Source organism: Shewanella sp. SG44-2 (genome assembly GCF_014164215.1).
In the GTDB taxonomy this organism is placed as follows: domain Bacteria; phylum Pseudomonadota; class Gammaproteobacteria; order Enterobacterales; family Shewanellaceae; genus Shewanella; species Shewanella frigidimarina.
This window is the reverse complement of sequence record NZ_JACJEU010000042.1, coordinates 1-23,189: the sequence shown is the minus strand read 5'-3', so window position 1 is coordinate 23,189 and position 23,189 is coordinate 1. Positions and strand designations below refer to the sequence as shown.

General features: G+C 41.4%; 22 protein-coding genes. 9 read left to right on the top strand and 13 right to left on the bottom strand.

All coding sequences use genetic code 11. From position 1 onward, the window contains the following. Positions 1–423 (bottom strand): oligoribonuclease (gene orn / locus H5181_RS19460; RefSeq protein WP_182751807.1); only part of this gene is annotated, 423 nt, incomplete at its 3' end. Between the two features lie 112 nt (positions 424–535). Between orn and rsgA the strand changes: the two genes are divergently transcribed. The 7 genes from rsgA to H5181_RS19425 all read left to right on the top strand — a co-directional run bounded on the left by rsgA (position 536) and on the right by H5181_RS19425 (position 8,944). Continuing rightward, positions 536–1,597: a small ribosomal subunit biogenesis GTPase RsgA gene (gene rsgA, locus H5181_RS19455; RefSeq protein WP_059744624.1), complete on the top strand. Its 1,062-nt coding sequence runs from the start codon at positions 536–538 to the stop codon at positions 1,595–1,597. Positions 1,598–1,652: 55 nt separating this feature from the next. After that, the gene (gene asd / locus H5181_RS19450) at positions 1,653–2,519 is read left to right on the top strand and encodes an archaetidylserine decarboxylase (RefSeq protein ID WP_182751806.1); all 867 of its coding nucleotides are present in this window, start codon (positions 1,653–1,655) and stop codon (positions 2,517–2,519) included. A gap of 5 nt (positions 2,520–2,524) precedes the next feature. Beyond that, positions 2,525–3,397: a DMT family transporter gene (locus H5181_RS19445; protein ID WP_182751805.1), complete on the top strand. Its 873-nt coding sequence runs from the start codon at positions 2,525–2,527 to the stop codon at positions 3,395–3,397. 18 nt (positions 3,398–3,415) lie between these two features. After that, positions 3,416–6,652: a mechanosensitive ion channel domain-containing protein gene (locus H5181_RS19440; protein ID WP_123776580.1), complete on the top strand. Its 3,237-nt coding sequence runs from the start codon at positions 3,416–3,418 to the stop codon at positions 6,650–6,652. 24 nt (positions 6,653–6,676) lie between these two features. Then, positions 6,677–7,411, top strand: a complete 735-nt coding sequence (locus tag H5181_RS19435) for a glycerophosphodiester phosphodiesterase (protein ID WP_102037216.1) — start codon at positions 6,677–6,679, stop codon at positions 7,409–7,411. 33 nt (positions 7,412–7,444) lie between these two features. Further along, on the top strand, positions 7,445–8,398 hold the full coding sequence (locus H5181_RS19430) for a D-2-hydroxyacid dehydrogenase (protein WP_123883402.1): 954 nt from the start codon (positions 7,445–7,447) through the stop codon (positions 8,396–8,398). Positions 8,399–8,752: 354 nt separating this feature from the next. After that, positions 8,753–8,944 (top strand): bacterioferritin-associated ferredoxin, encoded by a 192-nt coding sequence (locus H5181_RS19425; protein WP_011638763.1) that lies wholly within the window; start codon positions 8,753–8,755, stop codon positions 8,942–8,944. 93 nt (positions 8,945–9,037) lie between these two features. On the opposite strand, the gene parC is transcribed toward H5181_RS19425, so the two are convergent. The 7 genes from parC to nudF form a co-directional block, all read right to left on the bottom strand. Beyond that, positions 9,038–11,341 (bottom strand): DNA topoisomerase IV subunit A, encoded by a 2,304-nt coding sequence (parC, locus tag H5181_RS19420; RefSeq protein ID WP_059744634.1) that lies wholly within the window; start codon positions 11,339–11,341, stop codon positions 9,038–9,040. Next, complete coding sequence (locus tag H5181_RS19415) at positions 11,334–12,488, bottom strand: sorbosone dehydrogenase family protein (RefSeq protein WP_041413208.1); 1,155 nt, start codon at positions 12,486–12,488, stop codon at positions 11,334–11,336. Before H5181_RS19415 ends, parC begins: the two co-directional genes overlap by 8 nt. 54 nt (positions 12,489–12,542) lie before the next feature. Continuing rightward, positions 12,543–14,429, bottom strand: coding sequence for a DNA topoisomerase IV subunit B (gene parE / locus H5181_RS19410; RefSeq protein WP_059744637.1), 1,887 nt, complete (start codon positions 14,427–14,429; stop codon positions 12,543–12,545). A 70-nt stretch (positions 14,430–14,499) separates the two neighbouring features. Further along, a complete protein-coding gene (locus tag H5181_RS19405; protein ID WP_182751804.1) occupies positions 14,500–15,072 on the bottom strand; it encodes a YqiA/YcfP family alpha/beta fold hydrolase in 573 nt (190 codons plus the stop codon). A 64-nt stretch (positions 15,073–15,136) separates the two neighbouring features. Beyond that, positions 15,137–15,976, bottom strand: coding sequence for a 3',5'-cyclic-AMP phosphodiesterase (cpdA, locus tag H5181_RS19400; protein ID WP_011638768.1), 840 nt, complete (start codon positions 15,974–15,976; stop codon positions 15,137–15,139). A 35-nt stretch (positions 15,977–16,011) separates the two neighbouring features. Further along, positions 16,012–16,449, bottom strand: a complete 438-nt coding sequence (locus tag H5181_RS19395) for a DUF1249 domain-containing protein (RefSeq protein ID WP_011638769.1) — start codon at positions 16,447–16,449, stop codon at positions 16,012–16,014. Positions 16,450–16,488: 39 nt separating this feature from the next. Next, a complete protein-coding gene (nudF, locus tag H5181_RS19390; protein ID WP_011638770.1) occupies positions 16,489–17,115 on the bottom strand; it encodes an ADP-ribose diphosphatase in 627 nt (208 codons plus the stop codon). Between the two features lie 425 nt (positions 17,116–17,540). Here nudF and tolC point away from each other — a divergent pair, with 425 nt between their 5' ends. After that, positions 17,541–18,836: an outer membrane channel protein TolC gene (tolC, locus tag H5181_RS19385; protein ID WP_011638771.1), complete on the top strand. Its 1,296-nt coding sequence runs from the start codon at positions 17,541–17,543 to the stop codon at positions 18,834–18,836. 117 nt (positions 18,837–18,953) lie between these two features. On the opposite strand, the gene H5181_RS19380 is transcribed toward tolC, so the two are convergent. The 3 genes from H5181_RS19380 to H5181_RS19370 are packed head-to-tail and all read right to left on the bottom strand — an operon-like array spanning position 18,954 to position 21,163. After that, positions 18,954–19,688 carry a TIGR04219 family outer membrane beta-barrel protein gene (locus H5181_RS19380; RefSeq protein ID WP_011638772.1) on the bottom strand — a complete coding sequence of 245 codons (735 nt, stop codon included), beginning with the start codon at positions 19,686–19,688 and terminating at the stop codon, positions 18,954–18,956. 2 nt (positions 19,689–19,690) lie between these two features. Next, positions 19,691–20,662 (bottom strand): DUF2333 family protein, encoded by a 972-nt coding sequence (locus H5181_RS19375; protein ID WP_102036777.1) that lies wholly within the window; start codon positions 20,660–20,662, stop codon positions 19,691–19,693. A gap of 12 nt (positions 20,663–20,674) precedes the next feature. Next, positions 20,675–21,163, bottom strand: a complete 489-nt coding sequence (locus H5181_RS19370; protein ID WP_011638774.1) for a copper chaperone PCu(A)C — start codon at positions 21,161–21,163, stop codon at positions 20,675–20,677. A gap of 35 nt (positions 21,164–21,198) precedes the next feature. Between H5181_RS19370 and H5181_RS19365 the strand changes: the two genes are divergently transcribed. Further along, complete coding sequence (locus H5181_RS19365; RefSeq protein ID WP_011638775.1) at positions 21,199–21,936, top strand: enoyl-CoA hydratase-related protein; 738 nt, start codon at positions 21,199–21,201, stop codon at positions 21,934–21,936. 70 nt (positions 21,937–22,006) lie between these two features. Here H5181_RS19365 and H5181_RS19360 read toward each other — a convergent pair whose 3' ends face one another. Both H5181_RS19360 and H5181_RS19355 read right to left on the bottom strand, forming a co-directional pair. Then, a complete protein-coding gene (locus tag H5181_RS19360; RefSeq protein ID WP_011638776.1) occupies positions 22,007–22,207 on the bottom strand; it encodes a PspC domain-containing protein in 201 nt (66 codons plus the stop codon). Positions 22,208–22,388: 181 nt separating this feature from the next. After that, positions 22,389–22,694: a hypothetical protein gene (locus tag H5181_RS19355; protein WP_059744650.1), complete on the bottom strand. Its 306-nt coding sequence runs from the start codon at positions 22,692–22,694 to the stop codon at positions 22,389–22,391. Between the last annotated feature and the right edge of the window lie 495 nt (positions 22,695–23,189).

The window sequence follows — 23,189 nt, the reverse complement described above, 5'->3', positions numbered from 1 at the left end:
AACCAATTCTTTAACTGTGCTGACATCAATGTTGCGATAATGAAAGAACTCTTCAAGTTCCAACATGTACTTATTCAAAAAGCGACGATCTTGGCCAATACTATTACCGCACATTGGCGATGCACCTTTAGGCACGTATTGAGCTAAAAAATCAATCGTTTGTGCTATCGCATCTTGTTCAGAACATTTACTGGCACGCACACGGTCAACTAATCCAGACTCTCCGTGATGTTTTTGGTTCCAATCATCCATGCCTGCTAGTACTTCATCGGTCTGATAAATGGCTAGAACAGGGCCTTGAGCAATGATATTGAGTTCTTGGTCGGTCACTAAGGTTGCAATTTCAATGACTCGATCGACATCTGGTTCTAAGCCTGTCATTTCCAAATCAACCCAAATTAGATTATTCGCATCAACAGCCATTTATGCCGCCTTATGTTATCTGTCGCCTAAATTCAGGCATTTTTATAAAAGAGTGTGTATCATACTGTTTTTTTGACACACAAAAAAACACCTATTTAATGAAGATAAGCCAGTGAGTAAAAAGAAACCCCTAAGCCAAGGCCAATTACGCCGAATGCGAGCGAATCAAACCAAGCGATTAAAGCGCGGTGACGATGACACTCAACAAGCTGAGTTACAGGATAACCTCTTAGGCCCTGAGCAAGCTGGAGTGGTTATTTCGCGCTTTGGTCAGCATGCCGACATCGAAACGGCTGACGGTACTGTATCGCGGTGTAATATTCGCCGGGCAGTAACCAGTTTAGTTACTGGTGATAAAGTGGTGGTCAGACTAGCGACAGAAGTCCAATCTGGCTCCAGTATCGGTGGCATTGTCATCGCCGTTCACCCTCGAAAATCTTCTTTAACTCGACCAGATTTATACGACGGCGTAAAAATTATTGCCGCCAACATCGATCAAATTTTAATTGTGTCATCGGTATTGCCCAGCTTTACCACTCAAATTATTGACCGATACTTAGTGGCTTCAGAAGATACAGATATCACACCAATCATCATTTTGAATAAAATTGATTTATTGGATGAGACTAATCGTGATGAAATTGAAACAGCCTTAACGCGTTACCAAAATATTGGTTATCAAGTTTTCCGCGTCAGTAGTCACACAGGTGAAGGCGTTGAAGACCTAAAAGAATTACTCAATAACAGCGTCAGTGTTTTTGCTGGTCAGTCTGGTGTTGGCAAGTCGTCATTAATCAATGCATTAATGCCTGATGCTGAACTATTGATCGGAGATGTGTCTGGCAACTCAGGTTTAGGACAGCACACTACGACCACGGCCAAATTACTGCACTTTGTCAGCGGCGGTGATTTAATCGATTCCCCCGGTGTTCGCGAATTTGCCTTATGGCATTTAGATGCCATAAGAGTGGGCTGGTGTTTTGTTGAGTTTAGAGACTTTTTAGGATCGTGTAAGTTCCGTGATTGTAAACATGGCGACGACCCAGGTTGTGCTTTACAACAGGCTTTAGCTGATGGAAAGATAACCCAAGATCGCTTTAGTAATTACCAACGTATTATTGCCAGTTTAGACGAGCAACGTCATGCACGACACTTCCGTGCTATTGATGAATAATACTCAATAGAATAATATTTTATGGTTCAACCAGATTAGAGAAAAGGGAAACACATTGGACTCAATTAAAATTGCTTTGCAATACATGCTACCAAAACATTTTCTGTCGCGTTTAGTGGGCAAGTTTGCTGCAGCTGAAGCAGGTGCTATCACCACGGCAGTCATTAAATGGTTTATCAAACAGTACAAAATTGATATGTCTGAAGCACAGCAACCTGAGCCCGAAGCCTATAAGACTTTTAATGCATTTTTTACCCGCGCATTAAAGCCTGAACTAAGACCTATCTGCCAAGAAAGTAATATGATGGCGCACCCTGTTGACGGTGCGGTAAGCCAATGTGGCCCAATTGAAGCGGGCAATATTTTCCAGGCTAAAGGCCACAGTTACACCTCTGAAGCATTGTTAGGTGGTAATAAGACCGATGCTGCCCGTTTTGATGGTGGTGATTTTGCCACCATTTATTTGGCCCCAAAAGATTACCATCGCCTGCATATGCCTATTACAGGTACATTATCAAAAATGACTTATGTGCCAGGTGATTTATTCTCGGTTAATCCACTTACCGCTCAAAACGTGCCAGGACTGTTTGCCCGTAATGAACGTGTTGTGGCTATATTTGAAACCGAAGTAGGTCCACTTGCAATGGTACTGGTTGGTGCAACCATAGTTGCCAGTATTGAAACCATATGGTCCGGCACGGTAACACCGCCAGGTGGTAAACAAGTATTTAGCTGGGACTATCCAACCACGGGTCCAGAAGCGGTCACCTTAGAAAAAGGCGCTGAAATGGGTCGCTTTAAATTAGGCAGTACTGTGGTGATGTTATTTGCCCAAGATGCTATTGAAACATTTGCAGATGGTGTAGAACCAGGTGAAACAACTCGCATGGGGCAACCGTTCGCGAAACTCAAACATCAATAATCAACATGACACCAACTAAACCACACACTGGCTTAGTTGAGTTACATTTAGCCGTACTGCTCTTTGGTGGTACGGCTTTATTTTCTAAACTCATTCCCCTTAGCGCACTTAACATTACCTTTTTGCGCTGTATCATCGCCGCAATGGTACTCGCAGCAATTATCAAAGCGGCCAAACGCCCACTTAGGTTACAACGCCAACAAGATTATTGGGCGGCCTTAGCGTTAGGTACTCTAGTGTGTTTGCATTGGGTAACGTATTTTGCGGCTATGCAGTTGTCATCTGTCGCCATTGGTATGATTGCTTTTTTTACTTATCCGGTCATGACGGTATTAATCGAACCATTAATCAATAAAACTCAGCTAAAACCTGTCGATGTGATATCCGCTATCGCGGTATTAGCAGGAGTAATAATGCTGATCCCTGAGGCTAATCTGAATAATGACACCACCTTAGGCATTATCGTTGGCATTATTTCAGCAGCTTTATTTACTAGCAGAAATTTACTTCATAAACGAGTATTTTCGCAATATAGCGGTCCGCATGCTATGTTTTACCAAACACTGATAACCTTAATTCTATTGAGTCCATGGCAAGATGTTGCGGCCCAGCACATTAGCCAAACCACTTGGGGATTGATTCTGTTACTTGGCATCGTTTTCACCGCCTTACCTCACGCGTTATTTACTACAGCACTGCGTTTTTTAAGCGCGAAAACGGTGGGGTTAGTGTCGTGTTTACAGCCGTTTTATGGTGCAGTGCTCGCATTGTTGATTTTAGACGAGCAACTCACAACACGAACCCTTATCGGCGGAACCATTATTGTGGCAACGGCTTTATTTGAAACCCAACAAAGTCATCAAAAAAGTAGAGCATAATCACGCAAATTTGCTACCATGGCCATACTCCAACCTGAGCAAAGTATTATGTTACGTTTAGCGTGTTTATTCTTGTGTTTCCTTATAGTTAATACACTGTCGGTTTCTGTATTTGCCAATACTCCCCTAACCCTAGATAAGCGCTTGGGGCTCAATAGCCAAGCCGAAAATCAGCCGCTTGATATCACATCTCAAATTGCAGAACTGCAAAGCAGCATTGAAAAGCTGCAAATAGAACAGCAAACCTATACCAATATTGAACAATCTAACAACGAAACCAAACTATCACTAGCAGGGCAATTACGCGAAGCGCAAATAGCATTGACTCTAGATGCGGATATCGATCTTGATCAGCAAGCCTCAATGGCCTACTTTCACTTATCGGAATTAAAAGAGACTGAGTCCAGCCTTAATGATAAGTTGCGCCTAATTTCACAACGTCAGACACTATTACCAGACTTAATAGTTCAGGCACAAAATGCCTTAACTCAGCATAATAAAACCCTCCAAGTCCCAATTGAGACTCCGTTAGGCCAACGTAACAAACTTCAAGCAGAACTGCTGGCGCAGCATATTGCGACCTTGCAGTCGGAACGTTTAGCTAACCCTAAGCAATTAGAGATCACCCAACTACAACAACAGCTCAATCGCTTATCATTAAGCCAACAAGAAACCTTTATCGAGCTTATCAACAAACATAATATTGAGTATCGTCAGCAGCAAACCGCAGACACCATAGCCAACAACTTAATTGATGCCCAAGAGCTAGCCGACCCATTGTCTCAAGATTTAAGCAAATTGAATCAACACTATGCAGAGCAATTACAAAAACTTACTAGCAATATAAAATCTGCGATAGAGAAACAACAACGCATTGAAAAACGCTATCAATCTCAAAATGCACAGCTATCAAACGTGCTTGAGCAAATTACCTGGGTTAAAACTAATTCTGCATTCGGCGATCGTTTCTTACAAATGCTGCAATCATTGCCTAAACCGCCCAATCTCGACAAATTGCAAACAGAGTTAGCTGACACACGGCTAGAGCGCTACCAATTAGAACAACAACAAGCGCTAAATAGTCAGCAACTCGATGACAGCGAAATGTTTAATGAAACCCAAGTCAAATTATTGCAATCACAGCAAGTATTGATAGAGCAGCTACTGCAAAGCTACGATCGATATTTAGCTGAATTTGCAAAGTTGCGCATTGGGTATGAACAGTTAAATCAACTGCATAACACATTAAAAAACACTCTTAATGAGCATTTGTTTTGGGTACCTAACGCCCCTAGCATTGGCGCATTATGGCTAATTGATTTAAGCCACAGTAGCGTTTGGTTGCTGCAACCAAGTCAGTGGCAGTCATTACAGCAAGCGTGGTCCGAACAGAGTAATTATTGGGCTTGGTGGGGTATTTTATTATTGTGCTGTTTAATGGCACAAGACATGCTGACACCTAAGTTCAATAAAGCGATTGGGCGCTATGCAATTTTTGTCGGAAATGTGACTCAAGATAAATTCAAATACACCATAAAAACCCTAATCATCAGCTTAGTGTATGCCCTAATAAAACCCTTACCGGTGATCATGGCTGGGTTTATATTCTCGCGATCAGAGCAAAATATGGTGTATGCCGTTGGAGTGGGCATCTTAGCCATTGGTGTCTGTTATCTCATTTACCAATTCTTTTACTTATTAACCGTTGATAAAGGCATTTTGATCAGCCATTTCAGACGGCCCAAGAAAATTGTAAAACAAGCACAACAAACCATGGCTTCATTTGTCATGGTATCTGCACCATTAATCGGTTTAATGGGCTTTACCGAAGCATTAGATACTTCGTTAGTACGCAACAGTCTTGGCCGCGGTGCATTTATCGTTTTCTGTATTGTGTTATGCCTGCTGTATAAAGATATCATGTTACTTATTGGCCAATATCGTAAAAATAAGCCTAACGCCACGAACATGGAGTTGATTCAAAAAGCGGTATGGGCACTTCTAGTTGTCACGCCAATTTTTAGCGCTATCTTGGCGGGAATAGGTTACTACTTCACGGCTTTCCAGCTGCTATTACAGCTACAAATATCGGTACTGTTAGGCTTAGGTTTCTTACTAACCTATCAGCTCATTAAGCGTTGGATGTTAATCGAGCGTCGCCTAATTGCTTTTGACCGAGCCAAAGCAAAACGTGCAGAGCGACTTGCACAGCGTGAAAGAGGCGAAATGAATAATGAGCCGATAGAAACCTACGAAGAACCCGTCGTTGATTTAGAAACCATCTCTAGCCAATCGTTAGGTTTAGTCAGGTCGATCTTAATTTTAGCTTTTTTTGCCAGCTTATTAGGCATTTTGGCGCAAACACATACTGCGGTATTCTCATTTTTAGATGGCATCACCTTATGGACCACCAATAGCAATGTAAATGGTATTGAGCAGCAAGTGCCCATTACATTGAAGTCGATTTTATTTGGCATCATGTTGGTCGGGTTCTCGGTCGTTATTGCGAAGAACCTACCTGGTTTACTTGAATTAATGCTTCTACAAAGGCTCGATTTATCGCCAGGCACAGGTTTTGCTATTACCACTGTGAGTAGCTACCTTGTGGTATTTTTTGGCATGCTGTTCGGGTTTTCAACTTTGGGCATGGAATGGTCAAAATTACAGTGGTTAGTTGCCGCATTATCAGTGGGCTTAGGTTTTGGTCTCCAGGAGATTTTTGCCAACTTTATTTCCGGTATTATCATTCTATTTGAAAAACCGATCCGTATTGGTGACACGGTGACGATCCGCGATCTCACCGGTACCGTCAGTAAAATTCAGATTCGAGCAACCACGATTGTCGATTGGGATCGTAAAGAAATTATCGTGCCTAACAAAGCCTTTATCACCGAACAATTAGTTAACTGGTCTTTATCAGATCCTATTACCCGCGTTATCGTTACGGTATCGGTGTCTCGTGATTCAGATCCAGCGAAAGTCGAAATGTTATTGCATCAAGCGGTACGTGAATGTGACTTATCATTAACCAGCCCAGAACCCGAAGTATGGTTTGCGGGTTTTGGTCAACACACACAAGATTATGAAGTACGCTCGTATGCAAAAGACATGTCTGATCGTTGGCCACTACGCCATAATTTACATAAGCGTATTAGTAAAAAATTAAAAGACAACAATGTTGAACTTGCCTACCCTCAGATGGAAGTTCATATTAATCATGCGCCTAAAGAATCCACCGGATTATACAAGGGCTAAGCTAAGTATTGATTAAGGACACCTATGCTCGTTTTTGCTCACCGCGGCGCCAGCGGTTATGCTCCCGAAAACACCTTAGCCGCAATGGACAAAGCGCTCGACTTAGGCGTTAATGCCATTGAACTGGATGTGCATTGCGTTGAAGGTGAATTAGTGGTGTTTCATGATCGCCGCTTAGAAGGTAAATCAACAGGAACAGGGCTAATTCATTTAGCCACCAAGGCTGCATTGGCTCAATTTACGGTTGGCGGACAAGCAATCCCCACATTGTGGCAAGTACTCGAACGAGTCAGTATTAGCAGCAAAGGCTCATGTACTATCAACATCGAATTAAAAGGCATTGGCTGTGTACAACCCTTGATTGCGTTATATCCTCAAGCCTTAGAGCAACTTAATTTCACCCCAGAACAACTGTTAATATCATCCTTTAACCATCCTTATTTGGCGCAGATAAAACAGTCTTTTCCGCACGCGGTGATCGCACCATTACTAGCTGGAATTCCGCTCGATTTAGCTACAATAATGACCACACTTAATGCCTATTCAATCAATCTTGATGTTGGTTTTATTAATCAAGCCATTGTTGATGATGCTCACCAGCGAGGTGGCAAAGTGTTTGTTTATACGGTTGATAATCCACAAGATATTCAAGCGTTAAAAGCGATGGGCGTGGACGGTATATTCAGTAATTACCCAGATAAAGCCATCGCTGCTGCAATGATGCCGATTACAACCGATTATAGTGGTTGGTTTGAATAATCTAGTTATCCAACGTTCGACAATGAGGTTAATGTGGCACATAAACTGTTATTACTGACCAGAGAAAATGACCGATATAGGCAACTATTAACAACGCTTTGCTTGCCGAACCTCGAAATTGTTGACGATCTGATGGTTGATGATTCAGACCATTATACTGGCGGCACTATTAGCGATACCGATATTTGGTTAGCAGAACCTCATCTAGCCGCTTCATTATTGCCGCATGTACCGGCGCCCAAATGGTTACAATCTACCTTTGCCGGTGTCGATGCATTAATGCATATGTCGTTACCACATGATTATTTACTGACTAATATTCGCGGTGTGTTTGGTCCACTTATGAGCGAATATGTTTTTGGTTACCTGCTAAGCCATTATCGCCACCATAATGTTTACACTCAACAGCAACAACAGCAGCGTTGGTTAGCGGGTAGTTATGGTACTTTGCAAGGAGCACAACTATTAATATTAGGCACCGGATCTATCGCCCAGCACCTTGCAAAAACAGCTCATCATTTTGGTATGACCGTCAGCGGGCTTAATCGAAAAGGTGGTCATGTTAGTGAATTTGATAGCATCGACACGATGGATAAATTAGCCGACTATTTACCGCTAGCAGATGTGATTGTTAGCGTATTACCCAGTACACCTCAAACCAAACACATTTTAAATGCGGCTAATCTTACGTTATTAAAAGCAGATGCCATGTTATTTAATATTGGCCGAGGTAGCACTATTGAATTAGAAGCGCTGCAAGCTGAATTAACCTTACAACCACAACGCCAAGCCATATTAGATGTATTTGAACAAGAGCCCTTTCCTGCTGATCATCCACTATGGCATTATGATAACGTCACTATTACACCGCATATCGCTGCACCAAGCTTCCCTGAGCAAGTAATACAGGTATTCAGCCACAACTATCAGCTATGGCAACAATCCAAACCATTACAGTATGTGGTCGACGTTAAGCAAGGTTACTAAAGCTGTAATCAACTTAATATTCACAGATATGGCTCAAGAGGGTTTTGATCACTTTGGTGTACAGCATCAAAAATGCACTTAATCTGATCCGGCTAACACCTAATATTAACCGCTTTCACAAATTGTTGTACCCACCGAGCTAAATTTAGCAATATCAATAAGTTAATTACAAACCTGTTTATACCTGCACTAATACCCCAGAGTTGATTTATCGGAAAAAAATGAGCTAGATCAAACTGTATTAAAAATGATCGCTATATAAACAAAATAGTTATTGCCAATGATAACTGTTTTCATTTAGAATTAGATTACTTTCTAGCTCAGACCATTTTTTTGAATGAAGAGGCTTTCCCTATGTTCGTTTGTCTTTGTCATGCTATTACCGACACTCAAATCAAAGCTGCTGTTAGCTTAGGTGACAGTTCGTTGGCTGATGTAAAGAAACGTCTTGGCGTTGCAGACCAATGCGGCAAATGTGCCCGCATGGCTAGTCAAATAATTCAAACACAGCTTGAGTACGAACCTAATTTCTATGAAGTAGCCTAGTCGCATTAATATATAAGTCGACTCAGCTTCCATAAAAAAATGCTGCTCATATGACATATGAGCAGCATTTTTTTATTCTACAATCCAGTAATCTTACTCGTGTATATCCAGATTATCGTCTTGCAAGCCGTCTTCTGCCAATGGTCCCATTTCGACATCAACACTGTCTACGCGTTGTAATCCTCTTGGTAACTTAGCACCACGACGACCACGCTCACCACGATAGTGCTCTAAATCGCTTGGTTTCAAGGTTAACTTGCGCTTACCAGCCCACAAAGTTACTGCGGTATTATGTGGCACAACATTTAAGTGCAAAAGTAACTCTTCACGATTCTTAGCACGATCGGTTGGAATACCGATAATCTTGTTGCCTTTACCTTTTGATAACTGTGGCAAGGCATCTAAACTAAACATCAACATTCGGCCTTCAGAGGTAATCGCTAACAACGACTGATCTGCCGTTTTATTGATTAACTTTGGCTGCATAGCAAGCGCATTGGTTGGCAGACTGAGTAGTGCCTTACCGGCTTTATTACGGCTAACCAAATCTGGATAAGCACAAATAAAGCCATAACCAGCATCGGTAGCCAACAAGAAGAACTGTTCATCTTCGCCCATGAGCACATGTTGCATCGTCGCGCCAGGTGCCATATTAAAGCGTGTGGTGATAGGCTCGCCTTGGCTTCGCGCTGAAGGCAACGTATGGCTGTCGGTGGCAAATGCACGTCCAGTCGAATCAATAAACACCGCGGCTTGGTTACTCTTGCCCATCACGCTACAAAGATAACTGTCACCAGACTTATACGATAACCCTTCTACATCGACATCATGGCCTTTAGCGCAACGTACCCAGCCTTTATCAGACAATACAACAGTGACAGACTCTGTTGGCGTTAACTCTTGCTCAGTCAGCGCTTTGGCATCTACACGTTCAATAATAGGCGAACGACGATTATCACCATAAGTCTCACCATCTTGGATCAATTCTTTTTTCACTAAGGTTTTCAAGCGACGTTCAGAGCTTAACAATAACTCTAATTTGTCACGTTCTGCCGCAAGCTCATCTTGCTCACCTTTAATTTTAAATTCTTCAAGCTTGGCTAAATGACGTAATTTTAACTCTAAAATTGATTCAGCTTGTTTATCCGACAAGTTAAAGCGAGCCATCAACTCAGCTTTAGGTTCGTCGTTATAACGAATAATTTCGATCACTTCATCAATGTTTAAAAACGCAACCATTAATGCTTCTAAAATATGTAACCGTGCTAATACTTTATCAAGTCGATATTGCAAGCGGCGAGTGACTGTTGTAAGGCGAAACTCTAACCACTCAGTTAACAGTTGTTTTAGCCCTTTTACTTTCGGACGGCCGTCGAGCCCCAACACATTGAGGTTAACTCGGAAGCTTTTTTCAAGATCTGTCGTCGCAAATAAATGGGTCATTAGCTGATCACAATCAATGCGATTTGAACGAGGTACAATCACTAATCGCACTGGGTTTTCATGATCAGATTCATCACGTAAATCAGACACCATCGGCAACTTTTTTGCCTGCATTTGATTGGCAATTTGTTCTAAAATCTTACCGCTACTGGCTTGATGCGGTAATGAAGTAATAACAATCTCGCCCTGCTCTTCACTGTAAACTGCACGCGCCCTGATTGAGCCTTTACCCGTATCATAAATCCGCTCAATATCAGCTCTAGGGGTAATTATTTCGGCTTCTGTTGGGTAATCAGGGCCTGGAACAAACTCCATTAGGCGTGCTAAATCCGCTTTAGGATTATCGATTAGCTCTATACAGGCGCCCACTAATTCACGCACATTATGCGGCGGAATATCCGTTGCCATGCCAACCGCGATACCGGTAATACCATTCAATAATATATGCGGTAATCGTGCTGGTAAGGTTACAGGCTCTTTCATGGTGCCATCAAAGTTAGGGCTCCAATCTACGGTACCCTGTCCTAATTCCGACAGTAACACTTCAGAAAACTTTGATAATCTAGCTTCGGTATAACGCATTGCAGCAAATGACTTAGGATCATCTGGCGCGCCCCAGTTACCTTGGCCGTCAACCAGCGGATATCGATAGGAAAATGGCTGCGCCATTAACACCATCGCTTCGTAACACGCACTATCACCATGCGGGTGATATTTACCTAACACGTCACCGACAGTACGGGCTGATTTTTTGTGCTTAGATTGCGCAGATAAACCTAACTCGCTCATTGCATAGATAATGCGTCGTTGGACGGGTTTTAGACCATCACCAATGTGCGGTAGGGCGCGATCCATAATCACGTACATGGAATAATTTAAATAAGCCCCTTCGGTAAAGCGCCTCAGCGGCATTTGCTCTACACCATCAAGGCTTAATTCAATCGCATCACTCATTATTCGTTTCCTGTGATTGTTCGGGTGCATTATAAAACAAGCGGTAAATATTACCTTTTAGATCATCTGAAATGTACATTGCACCATCAGGCGCATTAATCACATCAAATGGACGTGCAACCGGAAATTCTCCATCCAGAAAACTCACCACGGTTTCACGATTAATAATTTTGTTATCTTCCATTTCAAGCATCACAATTTGATAGCCGACTTTACTTGAACGGTTCCACGAACCGTTTTCAGCCACAAAAATATTTTTGCGATAACGCTCAGGAAATTGCTCACCTCGGTAAAAGCTTAAACCCGTAGCGGCAACATGTGCTGGCAATTCAAATTCGGGCAAGGTGATGTTTAAATTTTCCGGTTTATCATAGGCGGGTTCAATAACATCTTTACCGTGCAAATAAGGAAAACCAAAATGGCTGCCTTTAACGTCTAAACGGTTTATCTCATCAGCGGGAATATTATCCCCCATCCAATCTCGGCCTAAATCGGCAAACCACAACTTATTGGTATCAGGTGACCAATCAAAGCCGATAACACTTCGAAGGCCAGAAGCAACTTGCTCACTGGCACCGGTATCGACATTAATCGCTAATATACTGCCAAATGGCGAAGCTGCCTCGCACACATTACAAGGTGAACCGATGGCAATGTATAAACGCCCATCCGGTCCAAAATGCATTGAACGAGAATACTTTTTATCTAAGCTTGGTAAATTTGAATACACTTCACGCGCTCGACTAGGACGACGCAAGCGAGACTCGATCTCTTCAAAACGGATAATGCGATCTTCTTCGGTGACGTATAGTGAACCATTATGAAAGGCTAGTGCTTCAGGATAATCAAGGCCTCTGGCAATAAGATAACGTTTATCAACTTGGCCGTTTTGATCACTATCAACTAGCGCATAAACAGTGCCGCTTTTTTGAGAACCCACAAAAAGAGTGCCCTCATCGCCAACGGTTAATTGCTTAATATCGCCTAAATCGGAAGCATATAAACTTAATCCAAAACCTTTTGTAACGGTGATCATCACCGATTGCGCGGCAAAGGCTAAAGCTGGTGTCAGGGCTAAAAACATAACCCCCATGAAGGCTAATTTACCGCCCAAATTTACGTAAGATCGTAATCTAATATATTGCATGCTAATTATCTTTTGCCTTATGTTATACATTATTATTGGCACTAAGAAACACGGCTAAAGCAACGCTAGGTCACCTTTGGTTTCTAACCAACTTTTACGATCAGGAGCACGCTTTTTGGCAAGTAACATATCCATTAATGCCACTGTCTCATCGGCATCATCAATAGTTAATTGCACTAAGCGTCTAGTATTGGGATCCATAGTGGTTTCACGTAGTTGCAACGGGTTCATTTCACCCAGACCTTTAAAGCGAGTCACTTGCACTTTACCTTTTTTATTTTCTGCCGTAATACGATCTAAAATGCCGACTTTTTCAGCCTCATCCAGGGCGTAAAAAACCTCTTTACCAATATCAATACGAAATAACGGTGGCATAGCAATATACACATGACCATTGTTAACTAATACACGATAATGCTTTAAAAACAACGCACATAATAGTGTGGCAATATGCAATCCATCAGAATCCGCATCGGCTAAGATACAAATTTTACCATAACGTAATTCTGAAATATCATCACTGTCAGGATCGCAACCAATCGCAATAGAAATATTATGTACTTCTTGCGATGCTAACACTTGTCCGGAATCGACTTCCCAAGTATTTAAAATCTTACCTCTTAGCGGCATAATTGCTTGAAACTCGCGGTCTCGTGCTTGTTTGGCACTACCACCAGCTGAATCACCTTCTACTAAAAACAGCTCGCCTCGCATTGGGTCTTGGCCGCTGCAATCGGTTAGCTTGCCTGGTAATGCCGGTCCGGAGGTGACTTTTTTACGTGCGACTTTTTTAGCGGCCTTTAAGCGGCGCAATGCATTACCAATACACAGTTCTGCTAACTGCTCTGCTAGCTCAGTATTGGAGTTTAACCACAGCGAAAAGGCATCGCGAGCAATACCAGAAACAAATGCCGAGCTTTGACGGCTCGATAATTTCTCTTTGGTTTGCCCAGCAAATTGAGGGTCTTGCATTTTTATCGATAAAATAAACGCCGCACGGTCCCAAATATCTTCGGGCGATAATTTAATCCCCCGAGGAACAAGATTACGAAATTCACAAAACTCACGCATAGACTCAAGCAAACCTTGTCTAAACCCATTCACATGAGTACCACCTAATGGTGTCGGAATTAAGTTCACATAGCTTTCACTTAAACTCTCGCCACCTTCAGGCAACCATGTAATAGCCCACTCAGCAGCTTCTAATTTGCCTTTAAAGCTGCCGACAAAGGGTTCTTCTGGCAATAAAACCGAGTCTTTTATCGCTTCTTTGAGGTAATCCGTTAAGCCACTTTCATAAAACCATTCATGCACATCACCATTTTGTTTATTGGTGAATTTAATCCGTAAGCCAGGGCACAATACCGCTTTAGCTCGCAAGATGTAAATTAACTTACTGACCGAGAAATTAGGTGAATCAAAATAACTTACATCGGGCCAGAAATGCACTCTAGTACCGGTATTACGTCGTCCACAAGTACCGGTTACCACCAACTCTTCAACCTTGAAACCATTCTCAAAGGCCATTTCGTATATTTGCGCATCACGACGGACACTGATTTCAACTCGGGTGGATAAGGCGTTAACAACAGAAATACCAACCCCGTGTAAACCGCCCGAGAACTGGTAGTTTTTATTAGAAAACTTACCACCAGCGTGCAATTTAGTCAGAATAAGTTCAACCCCAGGAATGCCTTCTTCAGCGTGAATATCCACCGGCATACCACGGCCATCATCGGTCACTTCAAGGGAGTTATCGGTATGGAGTACAACTTCAATTTTAGTCGCGTGTCCCGCCAGAGCTTCATCAACACTGTTATCAATGACTTCTTGCCCAAGGTGATTAGGTCTAGAGGTGTCGGTATACATACCTGGACGGCGTTTTACCGGGTCAAGTCCATTAAGGACCTCAATAGCGTCAGAAGTATATTGGTTGCTCATAATCCACACATTTGGAGTTAAATAGAGCCAAAGTTAGCTCAAATTGATCGTTGTTTGTAACGGTAGAAGGTTACAACTGAATAAATTTACATATTTTGTCTAATTGTTGTTCATAGCCGATAAAACTGTGGTCGCCATTAGGCTCTAAATGTAATTCACAGCTATGGTACTTATGTAATGCTTGTCGATAATCTAACACTTCGTCACCAGTTTGCAACAGCACTAGGAAACGATCTGGATGACGGATCACATGAGTATTATACAACGCAACATCATCTTGATGCTGCGGTAATACTTGATAATGCTCGTTGGTATAGGGATTATATTGAGGCCCGATAAACTCTTCAAATAATTCGAACGGTTTTACCGCCGGATTAATCAAAACAGCTCTACCACCATACGTTTCGGTTAAATAACTGGCAAAATAGCCACCTAACGACGAGCCAATAAAGCGCAATGTCTGCCCTTGCTGTTTCGCTTGCTCAGCGATGTTGCACAATAAAGCCATTGCTACTGAAGGTGATGAAGGTAGTTGTGGTTGGTAAAAATCGACTTGTGGATAATGTTGCTGAATATAATGTGCGGTTTGAACGGCTTTATCCGACTGAGGAGAACTATTAAAACCATGTATATAAAGCAGCATATTCCCTCGCGAGACGGTTAATTAACATTAAACGTCCCTTAGTAACATAAGATGACGCGCTAAACTAGTATCCGCTGGCCTCATTATCTGGTGCAAATCGATTTCCAGGCACGCGATACACATTAGTACGAATGCTACCATCGCCTGCCAACTCCAGCAAACGATAACCCGGTTGACGATGATCTAAGGCAAAATAGGATGATAATGGTTTAAACTGAATACACGTCGAGGGTGTCGCCATTAATGGAATAGGACCATGCGGTCCACGATGAATATTATCTACTTGTTGGTGTACATGCCCCCAAAGAACGCCTTTCACTTGCGGGTAGCGACTTGTTCGTTGCAAAAAGTCTTCACCATTCATCATGCAATGCTGATCTAACCAAGCACACTGCATTAAAATAGGATTATGGTGCATCACTAATAACACATGTTTATCTGGTGTCGCCTTAATTGCAGCTTCAATCAAGGCAAACTGCTGCTCGCCCATATAGCCACCGGGCTTACCACGAACGGTTGAGTCGAGCATTAATATCAGCCAGTTACCAATAATTATCCGTTGTTGACCAAACACTTTTTCACCTTGCATACGCAGGCTCATTAAGCGGGGGTCATCGTGGTTTCCGGGTAAATAATGACAAGGCAGATCTAACATCTCAATCTTCTGCACAAAGTGCTGATAAGACTCAGGTGAATAATCTTGGCTAATATCTCCCGTTGCCAATAAAATATTGGCGGGATATTGAGTTGCAATGAACGTATTCAATACGGCTTGAAGACTTTGTGCCGTATTAACACCAAGCAATTGACCTTCGGGATCAGCAAAAAGATGCGGATCCGTCACTTGTACTAATCGCACAGGCTCATTTTCAGCAACAGAATAATGCACTGCGTCTTTAAGCACAAAATATTCCTAACATGGTAAAAAGAAGAAAAAAGCTACGATTGGCAAGTCACTCTCAGAGACCCAATCTTCAACAGCTCCTCAAGGAATGCATTCACCTGAAATTTTTCATCGCTATGATGCATATGTATATTCGGGTAATCATACACTGGCTTTAAGCGATAAATCTGTTGGCTAGTTAACACTTCTGCTAATTGAGCATCATGATAGACACGAACAATTGCGTTTGGAGATTTAAAAAAATGTCCATTTGGTATAGGGCGCGATATTTCGATTAACTGAGTATATTTAGTATTCTCAAGAAGATTGATCGACAACTGACCAAACTCACCTTCAACCTGCCAAGGCACATTGACCGTAATTTGATCGGGTAACCATTTTAAAATATGCGCATAATTTCGACCACATACCGCTAAAAATGCGCTGATATTCGGTTGATATTTTTGCTTTTTTTTCAGGTTAAACTCTGCCACTCAATCATTCCTATCTTGCTTATCACCATGTTCAATAAACTAAAGTGCGTCACGAATCTGTTGATAGTTTAGCATCAACCATTGAATGCCTAATACCGTCGATGCATTATCAATGCGACCATTATTAATCCACTCATAGGCTTGTTCACGGCTGACTACATGCACACGAATATCTTCATGTTCATGTTCAAGTCCGTGTATTCCACCCGCGTTGGTCGTATCAACATGTCCCCAAAACAAATGAAAACGTTCAGAAGTGCCGCCAGGGCTGACTAGGTAACTGTTTATTGGTGTTAAACCGAGTAAACTTAATCCCGCTTCTTCGGCCAATTCTCGCTCTGCAACTTGTTCTGGAAATTCGCCGGGCTCAATCATACCTGCCACTAACTCAAGAAGCCAGATTGATTTAGTAGTTGCTAATGCTGGCACCCTAATTTGTTCGATTAATACAATTTCATCTCGAACCGGGTCATAAGGCAGCACGACGACCGCATGACCTCGCTCAAAAACCTCACGCGTAACCTCACCACTCCAACCGCCTTTAAACAACTTATGCTTAAAGGTGTATTCGTCCAATTGGAAGAAACCTTTATACAAAACTTTTTTAGATATCAAACTAAAACCTGACTCTACGTCAAAGGTTGTTATCTCCGGTTGCTCAGACATATTTATCCTTGTCTATCAAAACGTAAACTAGCGGGTCATTTTAACAGTTTAAATTAACATAATTAAGAACTAAGCATTTGGGCTTGAAAAAGCAAAAACGGGTCTAATTAAAATAAAATCTGTTACACTTCAAATTTGACTTGAAAATGAAAAAATCACTACTATTAAGTAGTGCACAATATGTAGTAATCGACGTGTCATCATTGCTATATTGTCAGCAATATATAATGACCAATGAATTGTCGACATTGAACGACACTATCATCTGTAAATTATTGTGCATATTCATTGAACAAGTAAGTTAACACTGATTGCCGCGTTAAGATTGAATGATGATAAATCATTAACTTAACCAAGAGCATGACCAAATTTATAAGTTAATCAACACCTCAATTTACCGAGGAATTGTCTAAAAAGGGCAGCAAATGAAATTCAAAATTGGTTCATTATACGCAGCATTAGCATTTGCTATTGCAGCACCAGCAGTACAAGCTGACGATTTACTTCAAATTTATCAGCAAGCACTCACTAGCGACCCTATCGTTTTACAAGCAAAAGCACAACGTGATGCGTTATACGAGAGTATTGAAGAAAACCGTGCGCCGTTATTGCCAACCATCAGTGCAAACGTTGGTTATGCCAAAGCGTGGAACGATCCTGCACAAGACACCGACGGTTTAACCGGTGGTGTTAGCTTAACTCAAGTTATTTACGATCATAGTGCATGGGTAGGTTTAGATCTTGCTGAAATGGCAGCGTCTCAGGCCGACTCAACTTATGCGTCATCATTACAAGCGTTAATCACTCGCGTTACTAAAGCTTACTTTGACGTATTAACAGCTAAAGATAACTACGAGTTCCAAGGTGCAGAAAAAGCCGCCATTGAACGTCAGCTTGAACAAACTAAGCAACGTTTTGCAGTAGGCTTAACCGCAATTACTGATGTACATGAAGCTCAAGCGCAATATGACTTAGCATCAGCATTAGAAATTTTGGCTCAAAACACCTTAGACAATAGCTATGAAGCATTACGTGAAATTACCGGTATAGATCATAAATCAATAAATATTCTTGATACTAACCGTTTTTCAGCTGGCACACCTGCCCCAGCATCATCTGCTGACTGGTTGAAAATGGCCGAAACCAATAGCATCGATTTAATGACTCAACGTATCGCTAAAGATATCGCCAATGAAACCATTAAATTGTACAAAGCTGGCCATATGCCTTCATTGAACTTCAATGCAGGTTATAACAAAGGCGTTGATCAAACTCCTGGTCCAGATTATGACAACACCAATGTTGGCATCACGTTAAGCATTCCACTTTTTGAAGGCTTTAAAGTCACTTCTCAAGTGAAGCAAGCTCAATTCAGATATGTGGAAGCTAGCGAGAAACTAGAACAAACTCATCGTAGCGTAACCAAAAACGTGCGTAATAACTTTAACAATGTCAATGCGTCTATCAGTTCAATCAAAGCGTATGAGCAATCAGTTATTTCATCTGAAAGTGCGCTAAAAGCAACCCAAGCTGGTTTTGAAGTGGGTACGCGTACGATTGTTGATGTGCTAAACCGTACACGTGACTTGTATGATTCAAAGCGTCAATTATCTGAAGCTCGTTATGGTTATATTAACTCTATATTAGCGCTTAAACAGGCTGCTGGTACGTTGAACGAAGATGATGTTATCTCGATTAACAGCGGACTAATTGCTCAATAAGCACTAGTCACTAAGCACTAGGCTTAAACAAAAATAAGTTCCCACAAAAAAACCGCCAATTGGCGGTTTTTTATTGGCATTACAATTATTCACATAATCGTTAAGCTCGATACCGAATTAGAAAACTAATTCAACACCAGCAAATGCACCACTAAAGTCAGTATTTTGAGAAACACCAGAGAAGTTGCTTACATCAAAATTAAACTCACGGTAACCAACACGGATAGAAGTATCGACAGCTAATCCGTCAAACTGCCATCCTAAACCTGCACCGTAGTCATATACATTAGATTCATCGATGCCTAGCATCACATCAGCAAAGCCAAACAAGCCTAAGCCAATCATGCCAACTTGTGCACTGGCGTATCCCATCACGATACCACTATCGATATCCACTTCTTCTGGGTGACCCGCATCAGCAACACGTAATGAGCCACTCATTAACTTGTATGCCGCACCTAAATCAACTGACACTAAATCGTTATCAAGAATTTCGTAATACAATACAAAATCAGTATTGCTTAAGTCATTCGTCACCGAGGTTGCGCCAGTAAAATTGTGACCGTTAAAGTTAAAGTCGGCATTAGCAAGACTCGTGCTCGACTCAAGACGGTTTTCACGAATTTTAACATTAGGCACAAACGGCAATGGATGCTCAACAGCAATCCACAAGCTACCCTGTGAAGAATCATCATTAAAGCTGTGAGCAACACCACTATCATCATTAAATGCATTTGTGGTGTCTGCCTGCCAATAATCAGCGCCTACTTTAAAACCCAATACAGTTGCCGCATGAGCCGATGACACACTTAAAAGGCCCACTACAGCTGTGGCAAGAAGAGTCTTTTTCATCATTATCCTTGTGAGAGTAAATTAGTTAAATCAATTACCGCGGCATTTGCACGCGAAATATAATTAGCCATCACCAACGAGTGATTAGCCACTAAACCAAAACCATTTCCATTAAGAACCAAAGGGCTCCAAACTGTTTGCTGAGTTGCTTCAAGTTCACGAATAATTTGACGTAAACTGACCTCAGCGTTTTTCTTTTCTAACACATCGGCAAAATCAACTTCAATTGCCCGCATAAAATTCAATAATGCCCAAGCTGAACCACGGCTTTCATAAAATACATCATCAATTTTCCACCAGCTGGTTTTAATTTCATTACTTGATAAACCAGGTGTAGATTGACGCGCAGACGAATCACCTGCTAAATCAGTATTTAATCGTTCTTGGCCCACACTGGCAGATAAGTGTTGCGACATACTGCCTAAACGTTTCTGAACTTCTTTAAGCCATTCATTGAGATTATCTGCACGAGCATAAAACTGAGCATTATTGTTATCAGCGTCGTTGATTTTAGCACGGTAAAGTTTCAATAATTTGATAGCATCACGATATTCACCTTCGGCACTTGGTACTAACCAACTGGTGTTATCGATGTTTAACTTCGAATGAGCGCCTAACAAATCAGTATCCGCAGTAGACTGCGACTGTGAACGACTAAACTCTTTACGCATAGTCAGTGCTAAATCACGCACTTGTTCTAATGCACCAAATTCAAATGCAGGCATGTTATCCATCATTACCGACGGAGGCATAATATCATTAGACAGCCAACCACCTGGTTTATCCAGCAAGGTTTCCATTGTGTCAATTAATGCAGTTGTTGTGGCATAACCCACAATTAACTTACCGTTATCAGTTTGCGACGATACCGGCTTAATTGGATCCGGCTCAACGCTCCACCACACGCTAACAAAGTAAAGTACTAAACCCAGCACACCAAAAACGGCTAAAATTTTATTCCTTGTTACTTGCATCAATATTGCTCCTTAATGATGGTGATGATGTTCTGCATGTTCATCATGTTGAGCCGCGGCTTGTTTAAGCACAGTAAGCTCAATCATAAGATGCTGACCATCTTCAAAAATTAATTCTAAAGGCACTTTGTCATCAATAACCAATGGCGCAGTTAACGATAACAACATCACATGGTCGCCAGTAGGTTGAAGCGTTAACGAACCGTGAGACGGTATGGTAAACCCTTCGACTTGACGCATTTTAACCATGCCATCTTCTTCTAAAATTGTATGCAACTGCGCTACTTTTGCCACACTCGTCTTCACTTCAACTAACTTAACATCGCTGTTGTTATGATTTTCTAACGTAAAATAAGCGGCGGTATTGGGCACACTCGCAGGCATAGCTCTAACATGTCCATCGACCAAGACTACGTTAGCAGTGGCTGCGAATGATAATGATGATAACACTAAAAAGTTAAACAGATGTTTGAATATTGCTTTCAATGTCTTAAACTCCATGTAATCCCACTCGCGTTCACAACAGGAAGCTACGAATGAGTCATATTCAGGTAAGAGATGATCAAGGCGTGCGTATCATCAGTTTTAATCGTCCAGAAAAGCGCAATGCCTTTAATCTAGAAATGTATCAGCAATTCACAGAATACCTGATCCAAGGTGAAGCCGACAATGATATTCGTGCCTTTCTGTTCCATGGTACCGAAAACTGTTTTACCTCTGGCAATGATATCGTCGATTTTCTGCAAAGTGGTGCGTTAGATGATAATCATCCAACCGTTAAATTCTTGTTTTGTTTATTAGATCTTAAAAAGCCTGTGGTTGCAGCAGTAACCGGAGCAGCAGTGGGAATAGGAACAACTTTACTATTGCATTGTGACTTAGTGTACGCCGACAATAAGGCTAAATTCCAAATGCCATTTGTCAATTTAGCGCTAGTACCAGAAGCAGCCTCAAGCATATTGTTACCCTTAATTGTTGGCCAACAAAAAGCAGCTGAACTGATTTTACTAGGCGAAGCCTTTGATGCAGAGACGGCTGAAAAATTAACTATTATTAACCGCGTAGTTGCCCAAGACGAGCTCATTAGCTTCAGTCTAGCGCAAGCAAAAAAATTGGCAGCTCTGCCACCATTATCTATGCAAGCATCAAAACGGCTTTTACGTCATAACCAGGCAGAAGTTAAAGCTCAGATGAAATTAGAATTAGTTGAGTTTGCTGAGCGCTTACAAAGTGACGAAGCAAAACAACGCTTCCAAGCTTTCTTAAAAAAATAACCACATATTTCAATGTAACCTGTCTGCGGGGTAATCAAACTTCCCCCGCTTACCCATCACTGGGCAAGCCTTAAAATCGTGATGTTTTTTGGCTCATCACCACAGCAATCACAAAGTACGCAAGTAAACTAATACTTGGATTGGTTAGCACTAATCCTACAGTCACAATACGAGTCCAAAGCAATGACCAGCCATATTGTTTCGCTAACTTCGCAGATACGCCACATACAATTCGAGTTTCATCTTGTAATCTATTGATTAAACGGTTCATATTATCCTCTCGTACTTAATAAGGTTTATTCTAAAAGCAATGAGTTAAGATTAAGCTTGGTCATTAATGCTTGGCCAAAACAGCCAGCTGACTAACATCGCACACAATGCAAAACTGATAACTGGCAATAACAATAACGACATTAATGGCAGCACCAAGCCTATATTCATCGCCCAATCCATTACTTATTCTCGGCAGCTACAGCGGTACTCACTTGTGGTTGTTCAAAGCTAGCAAACTCTAAAGCTGAATTAATTTCAAAAACTTGTTCAGCAATTTGGGTTTGCAACGACAGCATTAACTCTTGCTTTACATTTGAAATCATCTCTTGGCTCGCTTGCGTCATATTCTGTTCTAGCGCAGCGACTGTATTAGAGATTGAAATTTCATCTGCTTGTGCCGAAACACTGGCGGTAACCAATAATGCTGCTGCAATTGATAGTTGAACACTACGGCGAATCACGTTGGTTGAAGTTAATGTAGACATAATGGCATCCTTTCTTGTGTTGGTTAATGGCAACTAAACACCCGTCTAGTTGATTACACAATAGGTATTACAAGCTGCGTGCCAACTTTTAAAAACAACCATAACAACCTAATTTGTAAACAAAATAAATTAATTATAGTTTATGTAATTGAACTAAAAACACGTTCAAAAAACCAACAGGTAGTAAAATTAACCATATAGTTAGTGAAAATGACCAGTGATTTTCATAAGTAATTTAGAAAGGCTAAAAAGTCGTCATAAATAACCCAATATCAGCGCAACACTGAGATGCTACAGCACAATAAGAGCTTAAATAAGTGACTGGATTAGTGGTTGAATTAGCGGCGAGATTAATGGTTGGTGAGTGAGATGTGAGGTCTAATCGTCACGCTGAAAGAGTTAATAATTGAGATAATGGGTGAGTCAATAATTAAGAAAATATCAGAAAAAGTGGCTAGGTCTTATCATAGGTAATTGTATTAGCCACTACAGTCT